This window comes from Rhodoblastus acidophilus (genome assembly GCF_009720655.1).
Taxonomy (GTDB): domain Bacteria; phylum Pseudomonadota; class Alphaproteobacteria; order Rhizobiales; family Beijerinckiaceae; genus Rhodoblastus; species Rhodoblastus acidophilus_A.
In genome coordinates this window covers 247,400-264,986 of record NZ_WNKS01000001.1, presented here as the reverse complement: position 1 = coordinate 264,986, position 17,587 = coordinate 247,400, and the positions used below count along the sequence as shown (strand labels likewise).

Below are 17,587 nucleotides of genomic sequence, written 5' to 3'. Positions count from 1 at the left end.
CGAAAAATCACTTTTACGAGAGGCGCGCGGGCGCGCGACTCCCTTGTCGCCCATATCCGGGCCGCAGCTTCCCTTTTGTCAAGCTTCGGCTTTCCCAGCGGAAGCGGAAATGGCTACCTCCGGCTGCGCGCTACAAATGCGAAGCCCCTCACACCCCCCTCGGCCTTCTCAAATCCAGCGTGGTCGGAAAATCCCCCGAAACCTCGTCATGCGGCAACCAGATCGATCCCGGCGTATGCCCGTGGTCCTGGAAGCGGGCGAGACGCCGCGCCTCGGCCTCGTAGGAATTGACCGGAAACGTCTCGTAATTGCGCCCGCCGGGATGCGCGGAATAATAGACGCAGCCGCCCAGCGACCGCTTCGACCACTTGTCGACGATGTCGAACGTCAGCGGCACATGCGGCCACACCGTCGGATGCAGGCCGGAATAGGGCTGCCACGCCTTGAAGCGCACCCCCGCCACGGCCTCGCCGCGCACACCGGTCGATCCCATCGGCAGTTTGCGGCCGTTGCAGGTCACGACATGGCGCGCCTCATTAAACCCTTCCACCCGCACTTGCAGGCGCTCGACGGACGAATCGACGTAACGCACGGTTCCCCCGATCGCCCCCTCCTCGCCCATCACGTGCCAGGGCTCCAAAGCCTGCCGGATCTCCATCTTGACGCCGGAATGCTCGACCTGCCCGTAGAAGGGGAAGCGGAACTCGAACTGGGCGCGATACCATTCGGGATCAAAAGCGTAACCGGCGCGCTTCAGGTCGTCCAAAACATCCAAAAAGTCGCGCCAGACATAGTGCGGCAGCATGAAGCGGTCATGCAGGCTGGTGCCCCAGCGCGACAGATTGCCATCCTGCGGCTCGCGCCAGAACCACGCCACCAAGGCGCGCAACAAAAGCTGCTGCGCCAGCGACATGCGCGCGTCCGGCGGCATTTCGAAGGCGCGGAATTCGACAAGCCCGAGCCGCCCGGTCGGTCCCGACGGCGAATAGAGCTTGTCGATGCAGATTTCCGAGCGATGGGTGTTGCCGGTGACATCGGTGAGCAGATTGCGATAGAGCCGGTCCACCAGCCAGGGCGGCGTGTTCCCTCCCCCCGGCGGCGGGGTCATGGCCAGGGCGATTTCCAGCTCGTAGAGCGCGTCGTGCCGCGCCTCGTCGACGCGCGGCGATTGCGAGGTCGGGCCGATGAACAGTCCCGAAAACAGATAGGACAGCGACGGCCGGCGCTGCCAGTAAAGCACGAGACTCTTGAGCAGGTCGGGCCGGCGCAAAAACGGCGAATCCATCGGCGTGGCGCCGCCGATCACCACATGGTTGCCGCCCCCTGTCCCGACATGGCGGCCGTCGACCATGAATTTTTCGGTGCCGAGCCGGCACTGCCGCGCCTGCTCGTAGAGCGTGCGGGAAATATTGACGAGTTCGTCCCAATTGTCGGTGGGATGGACGTTGACCTCGATCACGCCGGGATCGGGCGCGACGCGGATCACCTGCAAGCGCGGATCGACCGGCGGCGCATAGCCTTCGATATGCACGGGCAGGCCGGTCTCGGCGGCGGCGGCCTCGACCACCGCCAGCAGGTCCAGATAATCCTCCAGCGCCTTCACCGGCGGCATGAACACATGCAGGCGACCGTCGCGCGGCTCGACCGCCAGCGCGGTGCGCACGTCGATGGTTTCGCCCAGCGTCTGCTCGTTCTGCTCGGCGCGTTCGGCGCCGTCGCGGGCGCCGCGCGTAAATTTCTGGGCGATTTCAGCGGCCTTGGGCAGGGGCGGCAGCTCCGCCGTCGGGTCCTGCTCCATGATGAACGGATAGGCGTCGGGCGCGACATAGGGCAGCGACGCCAGCGGCAGGCGATAGCCCACCGGCGAATCGCCCGGTTTCAGGAACAGGGCGCCGCGCCGCAGCGGCCATTTCTGGCTGATCCACGAGCGTTTGCTCGGCTCAGCGTTCCAGCGCTGCACCGGCAGCACATAGCCGCTGGCGCGGTTGAGGCCGTGGTCGAACACGCGGGCGAAGCGGGCGCGCTCCTCCGGCTCGGCGAGCCGGCTGTCGCCCGGCGTCACATTGAACGGCAGCTCCGCCTCTTTCAGCACCCATTCGGCGGGGTCTTCATAGGCGGGCACGACATGGTCGGGGGTGATCTCGAGTTTCTGCGCAACCGCCGTGCAAAAAACCTGCGCCTGCTCCGGCGTGGCTTTTTCCGACGGGTTTTCGCGGGCGATCAGGTTGACGTCGCGCCAGATCGGCTCGCCGTCCTTGCGCCAGTACAGCGAAAAGGTCCAGCGCGGCAGGCTTTCGCCGGGATACCACTTGCCCTGCCCGTAGTGCAGAAAACCGTTGGGCGCGAAGGAGTCGCGCAACCGGCGGATTAGCTCGTCGGCGATGGCGCGCTTGGTCGGCCCCACCGCATCGGTGTTCCACTCCGCCGCCTGATAATCGTCGATGGAGACGAAGGTGGGCTCGCCGCCCATGGTGAGCCGCACGTCCTGGGCGCGCAATTCGCGGTCCACCAACTTTCCAAGCGCGTCGAGCCGCTCCCAGGCCTCGTCCGAAAACGGCGCGGTGACGCGCGGCTTTTCGTCCACCCGGTCCACGCGCATTTCGAAGGCGAAATCGGCGCGGGCGTCGCCGGCGTAGGAGCCTTCGATGGGCGAGGCCGAAGAAAAATGCGGCGTGGCGGCGATCGGAAGATGGCCCTCGCCAGCGAACAGGCCGGAGGTCGGATCGAGGCCGATCCAGCCGGCGCCGGGAATATAGACCTCGGCCCAGGCGTGCAGGTCGGTGAAATCGTGGTCGGTCCCGGAGGGCCCGTCGAGGGCCTCCAGATCGGGTTTCAACTGGATCAGGTAACCGGAAACAAAGCGCGCGGCGAACCCGAGGTTTCGAAGAATCTGCACCAGCAGCCAGCCGGTGTCGCGGCACGAGCCGGAGCCAAGCTCCAGGGTCTGCTCGGGCGACTGCACGCCCGGCTCCATGCGCACCACATATTTGATTCTGTGCTGCAAGGCGGTGTTGAGCGCCACGAGGAAATCGACAGTGGGCGTTTCCGCGCGGGGAATCGTGGTCAAATAGTCTTGCAGCAGCGGCCCGGCCGGCTCCGCGCCAATATAGGCGGAAATGTCCTTGGCGAGGCTGTCCGCATAGACGAACGGGACTTTTTGGGCGTAGTCCTCGATGAAGAAGTCGAAGGGGTTATAGACCGCCATTTCCGCGAGCAGATCGACGGTGATGGCGAATTCCGTCGTCGGCTCGGGAAAGACGAGGCGGGCGAGATAATTGCCGTGCGGGTCCTGCTGCCAGTTGATGAAATGATTGGCCGGCTCGATGGTCAGCGAATAGGCGTGGACCGGGGTTCGGCAATGCGGCGCGGGGCGCAGCCGCACCACCTGCGGCCCCAGCATCACCGGACGATCGTAGCTGTATCGCGTGGAATGATGCAGTTTGGCGAGAATGGCCATGATCGCCCCGTTTTCTATTGCGTTGCGCAGCTTTATGCGCGGCCCGGGGCGGGCCTGTCACGTCCTAAATCTGGACAGATGGGCGCGGGCGTGACGAGAGGCGCCTAAGGTTTAGGCACTCATCGTCACGCCCCTCAAAAGTCTCGCCGAACCCACGCCATGCCCCCGACTTATGATTTAGCCTTCGCTTGCGAGGGCTTTGACGATAATTAATCGTTTGGTATCAAGATCACACAAAATCGGAACCGCCATCCGTTTTCGCGAACTGAAAGCTGCCATGCTAGAATTTGAAATCAAGAATCTAGGTAAGGTAGGTCGGGGGCACGTAAAGCTTGCCCCGCTCACGATTTTCGTCGGAAAAAACAACACCGGCAAGAGCTACGCCGCGACTTCCGTTTGGTGCTTGTCGAATCTCAGTCCAATTCTCAATACAAAGGACGCACGAACAAAGAGACCAAAATGGTTCACTGAGTTTTCCGAATTTACTGCGTCCGAAAACGATCGGGAGCTTGTAATTACAAGCGAAAAATTAGGAGAGGTAGCATCCTATCTCAACGAGCTCTTTCGACGTTCTGCGCCAGCCTTTTTTTCAAAGGTATTTGCTTACGAAGGCTTTAGAGATGCATATCTAAACGTTATTTGTTCAGAGTTCAAACCATTTGCGATCCGTGTTTCCACTGTTTCAGAGAAGGCTCGGATTGGTCATGAGTTCGACGAGCGAGTGGTGCAATTCGTGGCAGAGGGAGGCGCGAAGCTATTTGAGGCCGTGTTTCCCTCATTCCTGTGGAAGGAAAGTTCGATTGCCACAGATATTATTTTTGGGCACATTGTTCAATTGGCTATACAGGGCGAAGTTGATTTCATTCCTCAACGGAGCACGTACATTCCAGCAGCTCGAACCGGTCTTATGCTTGCCCTTGGTTCGCTGGCGTCCGACAGTTTAGGCTCTAAGGAAAACAGCTCGTCTCGAGAGCTTCCTCTTCCATTTCAGCAATTTCTCAGAGAAATGGTTCGCCCGAACTTTTCTGATCGACCCTCTCAAAAGAACAAGCTTTCTGCGTGGCTAGATGACAACGTGATAGGAGGAGCTATCGAGGCGCAGCGGCGCCAGGGTACCCCGGACTATAAATACAAACCGCGAGGATCCGATGTTGAATTGCCGCTTTATGCAACATCCTCCATGATAACCGAGTTGGCCCCATTCTGTGTGGCATTGAGATCAGATGTTCGTGGTCGACATTTGATTTTGGAGGAACCCGAAGCGCATTTGCATCTCGAGGCACAACGGGAGATGGCGCGCGCTATTGGCCGCATGGTCTCATCGGGAGCTCAGGTCACATTGACCACTCATAGCGACACGTTCATGCAACAGATCAACAATCTAATATCGCTATACAAACATCCACAGCAAACGAAACTACTGAAGAGGTTTGGCTACAACAAGGCCGACCTCATTGATCCATTGAAAATTGCTGTATACGAGTTCATCGCTTCCGACGACGGCACTGAAATCCACAAGCTTGAGTGCACCCCTGCCGGGTTCGTGGTGAAGAGTTTGAATGACACGCTTGTCGCTCTTGCCAAGGAAACAGTTGAAATTCGCGAGAATCAATGATCATCGATGACTGCCGCTCCGCGCTTGAGCATTTCAATTCCGATTTCGTTTATTTCACCGAGCCAGCCGCACGCTTCTTCATTGAAGAAAAAAGCTGTAGCGGAGCTGGACGGGCCTATTTTTCACATACGGCGGCTTGCATCATGCTGAAAGCTACCAATAAAGCCCCCATGGTTTGGGCGCTTTCTAATCGTAGTTGCGCAGAAGGGGCTTTTGTCTCTTTCGATGAGAGCGGTTTTCATTTGCATATAATAGAGATGAAATCAAAGCTTACGTACAATGAATGGATAAAGGCTCTAAAGCAACTGTCTGGAATGTACCTGACAGCGATCGCCACCGCACGCATATTGGGAATATACAGTTTTAATTCAATTAGATGTTACATAGCATTCAAGGAAGACGCGATTACGCCAAATCGAGATGCAGACCCGGTGCTGTTAAAAACGTTTGTCGGAACTGAAAATATTGCGAGCGGAGTTGATCAATGGAGTTCTGGAATGATACGTTTGCCGTTAAGTGCTAAGGCATTCCTGAAAAAGGGTCAGCGCGACGGAAACAACGACATCGACTTTGGCTTTGTATGATTCGTGAACGCGCCCCGCAGAATATACCATGTGCTTTCCTGCGGGGTTTCTTTTGACACGTTCCTTGCCCCTCACGCCCGCCCAAACGTCTCGTCGAACGCATAGCCGGCGCCCCGAACCGTGCGGATCGGATCGGTCTCCTCCGCCTTGGCCAACGCTTTTCGCAGCCGCCCGATATGCACGTCCACGGTGCGCTCGTCGATCTCGACGGAAAACCCCCAGACGCTGTCCAGCAATTGCGCGCGGGCAAAAACCCGCCCCGGCTTTTCCATCAGATATTCCAACAAGCGGAATTCGGTCGGCCCCAAATGGATGTCGCGGCCGGCGCGGCGCACCCGGCGGGTCTCGCGATCAAGCTCGATGTCGCCGGCGGACAATTTCGTCGCCACCCGCTCCGGACGGGCGCGGCGCAACAGGGCGCGCACCCGCGCCATCAGCTCCGGCACCGAAAACGGTTTGACCACATAATCGTCGGCGCCGACAGAGAGGCCGCGCACCCGCTCCCCCTCTTCGCCACGCGCGGTGAGCATGATCACCGGCAAGGTCCGCGTGGCGTCCCGCGCGCGCAAGCGCCGGCAGATTTCCAGGCCCGAGACGCCCGGCAGCATCCAGTCGAGAATGACGAGGTCGGGAACCGACTCTTCCAGCCGCAATTCCGCCTCGTCGCCGCGCTCGACGCGCTCGACCAGAAACCCCTCGGCTTCGAGATTATAGGCCAGCAGCAGCGACAAAGCGGATTCGTCCTCGACCACCAGAATGCGCGGCGCTCCGCGTTGGGCGGCGCTCACGTTCATTGCGCGCGTCTCGTTCATGGCGTCGCTCCGTTCAGGCCGCGGCGGAATCGCCGCCGCGCGGCCGTTCCGTCGGCAGCGGCCGGCCGCCGACGATGTAATAGACGGTCTCGGCGATATTGGTGGTGTGGTCGCCAACCCGCTCCAGGTTCTTCGAGCAGAACAGCAGATGCGTGCAAAACGTGATGTTGCGCGGATCTTCCATCATGTGGGTGAGCAATTCGCGGAACACGGCGTCTTCCATCGCGTCCAGCTCGGCGTCGCGCAGCCACACCGCCTTGGCCCGCTCGGCGTCGCGCTGGGCATAGGCGTCGAGCACGTCGTTGAGCTGCACCACCGCGAGATCGTGCATGCCGCGCAAGCCGCCGATGGCGCGGGGAATGCGGCCTTCGCCGGCGACCTTGACCGTGCGCTTGGCGATGTTCTTGGCGAGGTCGCCGACGCGTTCGAGATCGCTGGAAATGCGCAGCGCCCCGACGATCTCGCGCAGATCGATGGCGACCGGCTGGCGCCGGGCGATGATGGAGACGGTTTCCTCCTCCACCGTGCGCTGCAAGGCGTCGAGCCGGGGATCGACGGCGATGACCTGCTGCGCCAGTTCGGCGTTCATGTTGGCCAGCGCGTCCATGGCGTCGGCGAGCATTTTTTCGGCGATGCCGCCCATTTCGGAAATATGGCGCCCGAGCAGTTCAAGCTCGGCGTCGAAGGATTTGACAGTATGTTCGGCCATGGGACTCTCTCAAACTTCAGCCGAAGCGGCCGGTGATGTAATCCTGCGTGCGGCTCTCGCGCGGCGTCTGGAAAATCTGGTCGGTCTCGCCGAATTCGACCATTTCGCCGAGATACATGAAAGCGGTGTACTGGGAGACGCGCACGGCCTGCTGCATGTTGTGGGTGACGATGGCGATCGTGTAGGCCTCGCGCAATTCGTCGAACAATTCCTCGATCTTGGCGGTCGAGATCGGATCGAGCGCCGAGCAGGGTTCGTCGAACAGGATCACTTCCGGCTGGATCGCCACGGTGCGGGCGATGCACAGGCGCTGCTGCTGGCCGCCCGACAGCGACAGGCCGGAGGCGTTGAGCTTGTCCTTGACCTCGTCCCAGATCGCCGCGCCGCGCAGCGCCTTTTCGACGCGCTCGTCCATGTCGGCCTTGCCGAGCTTTTCATAGAGCCGCACGCCAAAAGCGATGTTCTCGTAAATGGTCATCGGGAACGGCGTCGGTTTTTGAAAGACCATGCCCACGCGGGCGCGAAGCGCATTCACGTCGAGCCTGGGATCGAGCACATTCTCGCCATCGAGCAAAACATCGCCGACCGCGCGTTGGCCCGGATAGAGGTCGTACATGCGGTTGAGCACGCGCAGCAGCGTGGACTTGCCGCAGCCGGACGGGCCGATGAAGGCGGTCACCTTCCGGTCGTAGAGCGGCACGTTCACGCTCTTGAGCGCCCTGTTGTCGCCGTAGAAAAAGTCGAGATTGCGCACCGACATCTTTTCCGGCAGGGCGGGAATGAAGCCGCTGGCGTCGCCGCCAAAAACTTCCGCGCTCGTGGCGTCATGGTCTTGGGAATAAGCTTCGTTCATGGGGCGATCGCCTATTTGAATGTTTTCTGGGCGCCGAGGATGCGCGCGCCGATGGACAGCGTGAGCACGGCGGCGGTGATGAGCAGCGCGCCCGCCCAGGCCAGCGATTGCCAGTCCTTGTAGGGCGACATCGCGAACTGGAAGATCACGACGGGCAGGCTCGCCATGGGCGCGTTGAGGTTGGAGCTGAAGAACTGGTTGTTCAGCGCGGTGAACAGCAGCGGCGCGGTCTCGCCGGAGACGCGGGCCACCGCCAGCAGCAGGCCGGTGATCAGGCCGGCGCGCGCCGCCTTATAGGCGATGTGGCGGATGATCAGCGAGCGCGGCAGGCCCATGGCGATGGCCGCCTCGCGCAGGCCGCCGGGCACCAGGTTGAGCATGTCCTCGGTGGTGCGCACGACGACGGGAACCACCAGCAGCGCCAGGGCGAGCGCGCCGGCGTAAGCCGAGAAATGCCCCATCTGCAAGACGGTGATTTCATAGACGAACAGGCCGATGACGATCGAGGGCGCCGACAGCAGGATGTCGTTGATGAAACGCACGACGGTCGTGAGTTTCGAATAGCGGCCATATTCCGCCATATAGGTGCCGGCGAGCAGGCCCAGCGGCGCGCCGATGGCGACGCCGAGCACCGTCATGATCAGCGAGCCGACGATGGCGTTGAGCAGGCCGCCGCTCGCCCCCGGCGGCGGCGTCATCTTGGTGAACACGTCGAGGCTCAGGCTCGAAAACCCGTTCCACAGCAGAGCGCCGAGGATGATCGCGAGCGCGGCGATGCCGATCACGGCGGAGGCGATGCACGCCCCCATGGCGATGGCGCTGCGCGCCTTGCGGACGGTGGCGAGAGACATCAGCGGCCTTCCTGTCGTTTGAGGCGCGCCAGCATCAGCCGCGAGGCCGCCAGCACGATGAAGGTGATGACGAACAGGACCAGGCCCAGCGCGATCAGCGAGGAGGTGTAGAGCGCGCCGTCGGCTTCGGTGAATTCATTGGCGATGGTCGCCGAAATCGTCGTGCCGGGTCCCAGAATCGACGGATGGATCTTGTGGGCGTTGCCGATCACGAAGGTGACGGCCATGGTTTCGCCCAGCGCCCGGCCCAGCGCCAGCATGACGCCGCCGACCAGACCCGCGCCGGTAAACGGCATGACGATCCGTCGCACCACTTCCCAGCGGGTGCAGCCGACGCCGAACGCCGCCTCCTTGAGCACGGTCGGCACGGTGGCGAAGACGTCGCGGGAAATCGAGGCGATCAGCGGCAGGATCATGATCGAGAGAATGATCGAGGCGGTGAAAATGCCGATGCCATAGGGCGGCCCGGCGAACAGCTCGTTGAGAATGGGAATGTCGGCGAAACCGGCGATCAGCCAGGGCTGCAAGGTCGCCTGCAACACCGGCGCGAGAATGAACATGCCCCAGATGCCGTAGATGATCGAGGGAATGCCGGCGAGCAGCTCGATGGCGATGCCGATGGGCCGGCGCAGCGGATACGGGCAGATTTCGGTCAGGAACACCGCAATGCCAAAGCCGATGGGCGCGGCGATCAGCAAAGCGATGAACGAGGTCAGCAGGGTGCCGTAAATGGCGGGCGCCGCGCCGAATTTTTCCGTGACCGGATTCCACGCCTGCGAGGTGAGGAAGCCGAAACCGAATTCGCCGATGGCGGGCGCGGAGCCGTGGATCAGCGAGATGATGACGCCGCCGAGCAGCGCGAGAACGGCCAGGGCCGAGCCCTTGGTGATCAGATGAAACGCCCGGTCGCCCAGATTGAAGCGTTTGAGCGCCTGCGTGCGGGCGTCGCCAAAAAGCGACGCATGGGACTGCGACATGATACGCCTTCCAGGAAAGCCGGGGGGATTTCTCCCCCCGACAAGACTCACTTGGCTTCGTAAACCGGCTTGCCTTCGGCGGTCTTGATGTCGGCCGCCCAGGTCTTCCGGATCATGCCGATGACATTCCCCGGCATCGGAATGTAGTCAAGCGCTTCCGCTTCCTTGGCGCCGTTCTTGAACGCCCAGTCGAAGAACTTGAGCGCTTCGCCGACAGCCGCCGGATCGTTGGGCTGCTTGTGGACGAGAATGAACGTCGCGGCGGTGATCGGCCAGGATTTCGCGCCCGGCTGATCCGTCAGGATTTGATAGTAACCGGGGTTCTTCGCCCAGTCGGCGTTGGCGGCGGCGGCCTGGAAGGCTTCCACGGTCGGCCCGACGCGCTTGCCGTCCTTGTTGACGAGATCGGCGAAGGCGATCTTGTTCTGCTTGGCGTAGGCGTATTCGACGTAGCCGATCGAGCCCTTGGTGTTGGTGACCGTGTTGGCGACGCCTTCATTGCCCTTGGCGGCGAGGCCGACCGGCCATTCGACGGCGGCGTCGGAGCCGACTTTGGACTTCCAGTCCGCCGAAACCTTGGCCAGATAATCGGTGAAGTTGAAGGTGGTGCCGGAGCCGTCCGAGCGGTGGACGACCGCGATCGGGGTGTCCGAAAGCTTCAGCTTCGGATTGAGCTTGGCGATCGCCGGATCGTTCCAGGCCTTGATCTCGCCCAGAAAAATTTTCGCCAGGGCCGGGCCGTCGAGCACGAGCTGCTCGCTGCCGACGCCCTCGATGTTGATGATCGGCACGATGCCGCCCATCACCTGCGGCCACTGCACCAGGCCATTCTTGGCCAGCTCTTCCGCCTTGAGCGGCTTGTCGGAGGCGCCGAAGGTGACGGTGTTGGCGATGATCTGCTTGATGCCGCCGCCGGAGCCGATCGACTGGTAGTTCAGGCCGTTGCCGGTCTGGGTTTTGTAGGTGTCCGCCCATTTGGCGTAGATCGGATAGGGGAAGGTGGCGCCGGCGCCGGAGATGTCGGCGGCGAGCGCGGGAGCGGCGGCGGCAGCCAACGCAATAGCGCCGGTGAACACGGAGCGCATGAGGAATTTCGTCATTTCAGCCTCTTGGGAGGAACCGCCGGGCTGAACCCGGCCTGCGCGTTGCGCGCAAGGTCATCTACGACAATTGGACGACACTTATGTGACAGCGCCCGGGGCGCACATTTTCGTGTTTCAATAGCCCTCATGGTGAGGAGGCTGCGCAGCAGCCGTCTCGAACCGCGAGGGCGGTCCACGCCTCACTCGTGAAGCGGCGCGGTCGCGGTAAACGTCGCGCCGGCGCCCAGCGTCGATTGAATGAGCAGCCGCCCGCGATGCCGCGCCAAAATATGTTTCACAAGCGCAAGCCCGAGCCCGGTGCCGCCCTTGGCGCGGCTCTGGCCGACATCGACGCGAAAAAAGCGTTCGGTCAGGCGCGGAATGTTTTGCGGGGCGATGCCCGGCCCCTCGTCGCGCACCGCCAGCGCCCCAACCCCGTCGCGCGGCGCGACGGACACCCAGACTTTTCGCTCGGGTTGCCCGGGTTCGGGCGCGCCATATTTGATCGCATTCTCGATCAGGTTTTCGGAGACCCGCAAAAGTTCATCCCGGTCGCCGCGCACCACCGTTTTTTCAACGTCGATCATCAGTGCGACACGGTTGTCCCGGGCCAGCGGCGACAGAGCGTCGCAGACCTGCCGGGCGACATCGGCGAGATCGACCGCCGCGCGCGGCTGCACATGGAGCGTCTGCTCGATGCGCGACAGCGACAGCAGATCGTCCACCAGCCGCGCCATGCGCCGCGCCTGTTGCAGCATGATCTCCAGGAATTTCGCCCGCGCGGCGGCGTCGTCCCGGGCCGGTCCCAACAGGGTTTCGACAAAGCCGAGCAGCGAGGCGAGCGGCGTGCGCAATTCATGGCTGGCGTTGGCGACGAAATCGACGCGCATCCGCTCGACCCGGCGCGCCTCGGTCGCGTCATGCAGCGTCGCGGCGACGAATCGGGCGTCGCCGGCGTCAAAGGCCGCGACATGGGCCTGAAAAACCCGCTCGACCGGCGCGAGCGTCAGCCACGAAATGTCTTCGGCGGGGCCGCCGGCCAGAACCCGGGCGATGGCGTCCTGAAGATCGACCGCGCGAATCGACGACACCAGCGGGGCGTCCAGACGCAATTTGGCAAACAGGGCGCGGGCGGGAGCGTTGGCGGCGACCAGACGCGCCGATTCGCCGATCACCAGCACCGGTTCGGGCATGGCTTCGATCAGGGAGGAAATCATGGCGCCGGCATTTTCGGTCATGGCGCGCCTTTCCTCAGCGGCCGTCGCCACCCTCGGCGCGGTTCATGGCTTCGCGCAGCTCGTCCCAGCGGCGCCCGCCCTCGGTGGCGCCCAGCAGAATCAGAGCCACGACAAACGGAATGACATAGTAAAGGATCCGGAACATCAAGAGCGAGGCCAGCAGCGCTTCCTGCGACGGCGCCGGCAGCGCCTTGAGCATGGTCGCCTCGAACACGCCGATTCCGCCCGGCGCGTGGCTGACGATGCCGAGCAGGCAGGCGAACACATAGACGGAGGCGAAGGTGAAGAAGCCCAGGCCCTCATGGCTCGGCAGCAGCACGTAAAGCACGGCGGCGGCGGCGCACAGGTCGAGCACGCCCAGCGTCATCTGGCCGAGCGTCAGGCCGAGGCCCGGCAGTTCGAACAGAAACCCCTGCAATTTGGCGCGGCGCGGCTGCACCGACACCCAGTAGAGGTAATAGCCGACGGCGCCCACCACGGCCAGACCGATCAACCCGTTCAGCCAGACGGCGAACTGGTTGATTTCCGAAATCGATTCGGCCTCAAGCAGCAGGCCGAAGCCGATCACCACGGCCATGCCCAGCCAGAAGGTGACGCCGGCCACCACGGTCAGGCTGGCGATTTTTCCCGGCTTCACCCCGGCGCGCGAATAAATCCAGTAGCGCACGGTTCCGCCGGTAAAAATCGGGAAGCCCAGCGTGAACGACACGGCATAGGAGGTGAACGAGCCGAGCGCCGTGGTCTTGTACGGCACGGTCAATCGCAACTGTTTCAAGGCGATGGCGTCGTAGCCGGTCAGCATCAGATAGGAAAAGGCGGTGAACAGCAGGCCCAACGCGATCTGGCCGAACGAGGTCGCGGCGATCCCCGAGCGCAATTCGGACAGGTCGAGGTTGGCGAGCGTGCGCGACAGGACGAAAAAGGCGACGATCACCAGCAACAGGCTGGCCCCGGCGCCAAGCAGCGCTTTGACTTTCTGACTCAAACCTTTTCGCGCGGGCAACGTCGCGAGATCGCGGCGCTTTTCCGCGCGCGCGCCCTCCTCCGGGGCTCCCTCGTTTGGGCCGGCATCCTCCACGTAATCGCTGCCCATCCGCTCCATAGCCCAACTGCCGCATGTCCGAACGGCCGCCGGACGGTTTGGGGTTGATTTAGGGCGCCGGACGGGGTTCGGCAAGCGCATCCTGAAGGTTGGAGCGCATCGGCGCCGGTCGCGGACCTGTCTCCAGCCGCGACCGGCGCCTGTCCCTCAGGTTTTTTTTACGCCGCGATCAGCTGATGACCGTGGCGGACGACTTGACGATCTTCACCGGAACGGTCTCGTCGCCATCGAACTTCACGACAATATCCTCGTCGCGAATGATGTACTGGCAGGCGAGCCGGAAGTGAGGCGGCATGTCGTTAACCTCGGCATTGTCGACTTCCTTGTGAGAAATCTTGCCGAGCTGCTTCAACACTTCCTTTTCCTTTTCGGTCAGGGAAATGGCGTGCGGCGTCTTGCTCAGGATCGTCACTTCGCACAGGCAGGAGCCGCATTCGCCGTCCTGACAGTCGAAGGGAATCGGAACCTTATGCTCCTTGGCGAGCTCGAGCAGCGTGCCGCGCGCTCCCGCCACGGCGTAGACGGTCACATCGCGAGACAGTTTCGGCGAGGTAAAAGTCACATTGGCCATTGGTTTACCCTTGGGTTGGCGGAAACAAACGTTTCCGCGCCGCCGGCAGCAAGAGCCGTGCCCCTCAGGGAAGGGCATTAATGGCGACGATGTGTCGCGGCTGTTTCACGGACGAGGCGAAGCCGACAGTTTTGTTCGCGCCGCGACGGCGGTGTCGGGCGATCCTTGACGATCCCGGACGATGCGCTCACATTCGCGACTGACCCGCGAGACCGCACCCCATGACCGCCTTCACTGTTCGTTTGCCGGACGAAACGGCCGAAAAGCTCGACAAACTCGCCGAGAAAATGGCGCGTTCCCGTTCGGATGTGGCCGCGCGCGCCATTGAAGATTTTGTGGCGCGGGAAGCCTGGCAGTTCGCGGAAATCGAAGCCGGACTGGCCGAGGCCGACCGGGGTGAGTTCGCGACCTCCGCCGAAATCGAGGCCATCGTCGGAAAATACGTCAATCCCCCCCGACGTTCATGAGCTGCCTGGAAGTCCGTTGGACGAAGCGCGCCGCGCGGCGTCTCGAGCAGATTGGCGCGCACATAGCGAAGCACAGCCCCGACTCGGCGGCGCGCGTCATCGCGCGCAGTGCAGCGGCTGTCGGCGCGCTCGCGGAACGCCCGGCCATGGGCCGCCCCGGTCGCCTCGAGGGAACCCGCGAACTGGTTCTCGCGGACATCCCCTACATCATTCCCTACCGCGTCACGCAGACGTCCATCGACGTCCTGACGGTCATGCACGCCGCGCAGGAATGGCCATCCAACCTCAGCTGAGCAGGCCTAAGCCGCCCGCGCCTTCATCATCTCGACGAATCGCGCGAACAGGTAATGGCTGTCCTGCGGCCCCGGCGACGCCTCGGGATGGTGCTGCACGGAAAAGGCCGGGCGGTCGGTGAGCGCGATCCCGCAGTTGGAGCCGTCGAACAGCGAGCGGTGGGTCTCCACCGCATTGGCCGGCAGGCTCTTGGGATCGACGGCAAACCCGTGGTTCATCGACACGATCTCGACTTTTTGAGTGGTAAAATCCTTGACCGGATGATTGGCGCCATGGTGGCCCTGGTGCATCTTTTCGGTCCTGGCCCCCACGGCGAGCGCCATCATCTGGTGGCCCAGGCAGATTCCAAAAGTCGGGATTTTCGCGTCCAGAATTTTGCGGATGGTCGGCACGGCATATTTGCCGGTTTCGGCGGGATCGCCGGGGCCGTTGGACAAAAACACGCCGTCGGGCTTAAGCGCCAGAATCTCTTCCGCCGGCGTGGTCGCGGGCACCACCCTGACCGCGCAGCCGGCTTCCGCCAGCAGGCGCAAAATGTTGCGCTTCACGCCGAAATCGAGCGCCACCACCTTGTAGGCGGTCTTGTCCTGCGCCCCATAGCCCGCGCCGAGCTTCCACGTGGTCTCGGCCCAGCAAAAATCCTTTTCGGCGGTGACGCCGGGGACAAGGTCCATCCCGTCGATGCCGGGCCAGGCCGCCGCCTGTTTCTTCAGCGCCTCAACATCGAATTTTCCCTCGGGATCGTGAGCGATCACGGCATTGGGCATGCCCTTTTCGCGGATCAACGCGGTCAACGCCCGTGTATCCACGCCCGAGAGACCGACGATTTTCCGCGCCTTCAGCCAAGCGTCGAGATGGTCTTGCGAGCGGAAATTGGAAGGGTCGGTGACGGGCGCCCGCACGATCAGGCCGCGCGCGCCTTCGATGCGCGCCATGTCCACGGTCTCGACATCCTCCGCATTGGCGCCGACATTGCCGATGTGCGGAAAGGTGAAGGTGACGATCTGCCCGGCATAGGACGGGTCGGTCAAGATTTCCTGATAGCCGGTCATGGCGGTGTTGAAACAGACTTCGCCGACCGCGACCCCCGTCGCGCCGAATCCGAACCCTTCGATCACCGTTCCATCCGCGAGAACCAGAAGAGCGGTGGGGGTGGGCTTGGTCCAGCCAGTCTGTTCGGTCATCGTCATCTCTTCATTTTTGCGCGCGCAAACCCCTTCGTCAGGAACGAAAGCGGCGTTTTTCCTTTACGGGGGTTGAAATCTGCCGGCAACCTAGGCATTCGAGGCTCAATCGTCAATGCTGACCAGCGGGAAGCCCCAAAATGCTGCGCGAAACTTTTACGGCCGAACTGAAGATCGCGATGAAGGCGGGCGACAAGCGCCGCGTCGACACGATCCGCATGATCACCGCCGCGCTCAAGGACAAGGATATTGAAGCGCGCACTTCCGGAAAGGACGTCTCCGAGGACGACATTTTGGCGCTGCTGCAAAAGCTGGTGAAAAGCCGCCAGGAATCGATGACGATCTACGAGCAGAACGGCCGCCCGGAGCTTGCCGCGCAAGAACGCGAGGAAATCGCCGTCATCTCCACCTTCCTGCCGCAACCCCTCAGCGAAGCGGAAACGGCGGAAGCGATCAAGGCGGCCATCGCCGAGACGGGCGCCAGCTCGATCAAGGACATGGGCAAGGTGGTCGCGGCGCTCAAGGCGGCCCACGCCGGCAAAATGGATTTTGCGAAGGTCAGCGGCCTGGTTAAGGCCGCACTGGCGGGCTAAGAGCGAGAACGGACTTCGGCACGCAACGCCGAAGTCCTTCATGCCGTCATTGCGAGCGAAGCGAAGCAATCCAGCCTCTCCGCGTGACGGATGAAAGAAAATAATGTCGCGAAGCAGTCGCGGGTTCCCTGGATTGCTTCGCTTCGCTCGCAATGACGGCGGAAAGGCGCGGGCAAACCTCGCGGCCGCCCGCCCTGCAAAAAAGCCTTACGCCAGCACCTTCGGCTGCACTTCCGCCGCATAGGCCTCGACCAAGGCGCGCGAAATCGCGCCGGGCACAAAAGTGTAAGGCCCGATCTCCGACACCGGCGTCACTTCCGCGCCCGTGCCGACGATAAAACATTCCTCGAAGCCCGACAGCTCCTCGGGCATGATGCGGCGCTCATTGACCTTGATGCCCTTGTCGCGGGCGAGGCCGATCACGGTGCGCCGGGTGATGCCATCGAGAAAACAATCGGCCAAAGGCGTATGGATTTCCCCGTCCTTGGTGAACAGGATGTTCGCCCCGGTGCATTCGGCGACGCGGCCCTGCCAGTCGAGCATCATCGCGTCGGCATAGCCGCGCCGCTCCGCCCGATGTTTTGAGATCGTGCAGATCATATACAGGCCGGCGGCCTTGGACGCGCAGGGCGCGCAAGCCGGATCGGGGCGGCGGTATTCGGCGATGTCGAGCCTGATGCCCTTCATCTTGGTGGCGATGTCGAACATCGACGGCCAGTCCCACACCGCGATGGCGACGTGGATTTTCGCGTGCTGGGCGGCCACCGCCATCATTTCCGAACCGCGCCACGCCACCGGGCGCACGTAGCTGTTTTTCAAACCGTTCTTTTCGAGCGTCAGCGCCTTGGCCGCTTCGATTTCGTCCACGGAATAGGGAATCTCGAAATCCAGCAATTCCGCCGATTTCTTGAACCGCTCGGAATGCTCGCGCGACTTGAAGATCACGCCATTGTAGGCGCGCTCGCCCTCGAACACGCAGGAGCCGTAATGCAGACCGTGGGAGAGCACATGCAGCTTGGCGTCATTCCACGGGACCAGCGCGCCGTTTTTCCAGATGAAGCCATCACGCTGGTCGAAAGGCAAAACGGACATGTCGCGCTCCTGCAAAACTGCCGAGATTTTGAATATGGGCGGCTTTTTTGAGGGAAACACGGCCTGCGCCGGGATCGATCGCCGCTCGAGGGAAGCTTGACGAGTA

17 protein-coding genes are annotated in these 17,587 nt (G+C 62.4%); 5 read left to right on the top strand and 12 right to left on the bottom strand.

Going from position 1 to position 17,587, the window contains the following annotated elements; translation table 11 throughout:
• Nucleotides 1-148 precede the first annotated feature (148 nt).
• Complete coding sequence (locus tag GJ654_RS01230) at nt 149-3,457, bottom strand: DUF2126 domain-containing protein (RefSeq protein WP_155444268.1); 3,309 nt, start codon at nt 3,455-3,457, stop codon at nt 149-151.
• Nucleotides 3,458-3,656: 199 nt separating this feature from the next.
• Here GJ654_RS01230 and GJ654_RS01225 point away from each other — a divergent pair, with 199 nt between their 5' ends.
• A complete protein-coding gene (locus GJ654_RS01225; protein ID WP_155444267.1) occupies nt 3,657-5,072 on the top strand; it encodes an AAA family ATPase in 1,416 nt (471 codons plus the stop codon).
• A complete protein-coding gene (locus tag GJ654_RS01220; RefSeq protein WP_155444266.1) occupies nt 5,069-5,656 on the top strand; it encodes a hypothetical protein in 588 nt (195 codons plus the stop codon). Before GJ654_RS01225 ends, GJ654_RS01220 begins: the two co-directional genes overlap by 4 nt.
• A gap of 71 nt (nt 5,657-5,727) precedes the next feature.
• On the opposite strand, the gene phoB is transcribed toward GJ654_RS01220, so the two are convergent.
• The 9 genes from phoB to GJ654_RS01175 form a co-directional block, all read right to left on the bottom strand.
• Complete coding sequence (gene phoB, locus GJ654_RS01215) at nt 5,728-6,468, bottom strand: phosphate regulon transcriptional regulator PhoB (protein ID WP_155444265.1); 741 nt, start codon at nt 6,466-6,468, stop codon at nt 5,728-5,730.
• Nucleotides 6,469-6,481: 13 nt separating this feature from the next.
• Nucleotides 6,482-7,177 carry a phosphate signaling complex protein PhoU gene (phoU, locus tag GJ654_RS01210; RefSeq protein ID WP_155444264.1) on the bottom strand — a complete coding sequence of 232 codons (696 nt, stop codon included), beginning with the start codon at nt 7,175-7,177 and terminating at the stop codon, nt 6,482-6,484.
• 16 nt (nt 7,178-7,193) lie between these two features.
• A complete protein-coding gene (gene pstB / locus GJ654_RS01205) occupies nt 7,194-7,937 on the bottom strand; it encodes a phosphate ABC transporter ATP-binding protein PstB (RefSeq protein ID WP_246664541.1) in 744 nt (247 codons plus the stop codon).
• A gap of 104 nt (nt 7,938-8,041) precedes the next feature.
• The gene (gene pstA, locus GJ654_RS01200) at nt 8,042-8,881 is read right to left on the bottom strand and encodes a phosphate ABC transporter permease PstA (protein ID WP_155444262.1); all 840 of its coding nucleotides are present in this window, start codon (nt 8,879-8,881) and stop codon (nt 8,042-8,044) included.
• A complete protein-coding gene (gene pstC / locus GJ654_RS01195; RefSeq protein WP_155444261.1) occupies nt 8,881-9,858 on the bottom strand; it encodes a phosphate ABC transporter permease subunit PstC in 978 nt (325 codons plus the stop codon). Before pstC ends, pstA begins: the two co-directional genes overlap by 1 nt.
• A 47-nt stretch (nt 9,859-9,905) precedes the next feature.
• On the bottom strand, nt 9,906-10,943 hold the full coding sequence (gene pstS / locus GJ654_RS01190) for a phosphate ABC transporter substrate-binding protein PstS (RefSeq protein ID WP_155444502.1): 1,038 nt from the start codon (nt 10,941-10,943) through the stop codon (nt 9,906-9,908).
• A gap of 197 nt (nt 10,944-11,140) precedes the next feature.
• Nucleotides 11,141-12,178, bottom strand: a complete 1,038-nt coding sequence (locus GJ654_RS01185) for an ATP-binding protein (protein ID WP_155444260.1) — start codon at nt 12,176-12,178, stop codon at nt 11,141-11,143.
• A 13-nt stretch (nt 12,179-12,191) separates the two neighbouring features.
• Nucleotides 12,192-13,271, bottom strand: a complete 1,080-nt coding sequence (locus tag GJ654_RS01180) for a lysylphosphatidylglycerol synthase domain-containing protein (RefSeq protein ID WP_246664523.1) — start codon at nt 13,269-13,271, stop codon at nt 12,192-12,194.
• A 178-nt stretch (nt 13,272-13,449) separates the two neighbouring features.
• Nucleotides 13,450-13,851 (bottom strand): 2Fe-2S iron-sulfur cluster-binding protein, encoded by a 402-nt coding sequence (locus GJ654_RS01175; protein WP_155444258.1) that lies wholly within the window; start codon nt 13,849-13,851, stop codon nt 13,450-13,452.
• Between the two features lie 221 nt (nt 13,852-14,072).
• Here GJ654_RS01175 and GJ654_RS01170 point away from each other — a divergent pair, with 221 nt between their 5' ends.
• Both GJ654_RS01170 and GJ654_RS01165 read left to right on the top strand, forming a co-directional pair.
• Entirely contained in the window at nt 14,073-14,318 is a 246-nt protein-coding gene (locus GJ654_RS01170) for a CopG family ribbon-helix-helix protein (protein ID WP_155444257.1), read from the top strand.
• Entirely contained in the window at nt 14,315-14,611 is a 297-nt protein-coding gene (locus GJ654_RS01165) for a type II toxin-antitoxin system RelE/ParE family toxin (protein ID WP_155444256.1), read from the top strand. The genes GJ654_RS01170 and GJ654_RS01165 overlap by 4 nt, the downstream gene beginning before the upstream one ends.
• A gap of 6 nt (nt 14,612-14,617) precedes the next feature.
• On the opposite strand, the gene carA is transcribed toward GJ654_RS01165, so the two are convergent.
• Nucleotides 14,618-15,796, bottom strand: a complete 1,179-nt coding sequence (gene carA, locus GJ654_RS01160; protein WP_425540366.1) for a glutamine-hydrolyzing carbamoyl-phosphate synthase small subunit — start codon at nt 15,794-15,796, stop codon at nt 14,618-14,620.
• A gap of 140 nt (nt 15,797-15,936) precedes the next feature.
• Here carA and GJ654_RS01155 point away from each other — a divergent pair, with 140 nt between their 5' ends.
• Nucleotides 15,937-16,389, top strand: a complete 453-nt coding sequence (locus tag GJ654_RS01155) for a GatB/YqeY domain-containing protein (protein ID WP_155444254.1) — start codon at nt 15,937-15,939, stop codon at nt 16,387-16,389.
• Nucleotides 16,390-16,596: 207 nt separating this feature from the next.
• Here the strand turns inward: GJ654_RS01155 and GJ654_RS01150 are convergent, their stop codons facing one another.
• Nucleotides 16,597-17,481, bottom strand: a complete 885-nt coding sequence (locus tag GJ654_RS01150; RefSeq protein ID WP_155444253.1) for a branched-chain amino acid aminotransferase — start codon at nt 17,479-17,481, stop codon at nt 16,597-16,599.
• Nucleotides 17,482-17,587: the final 106 nt, after the last annotated feature.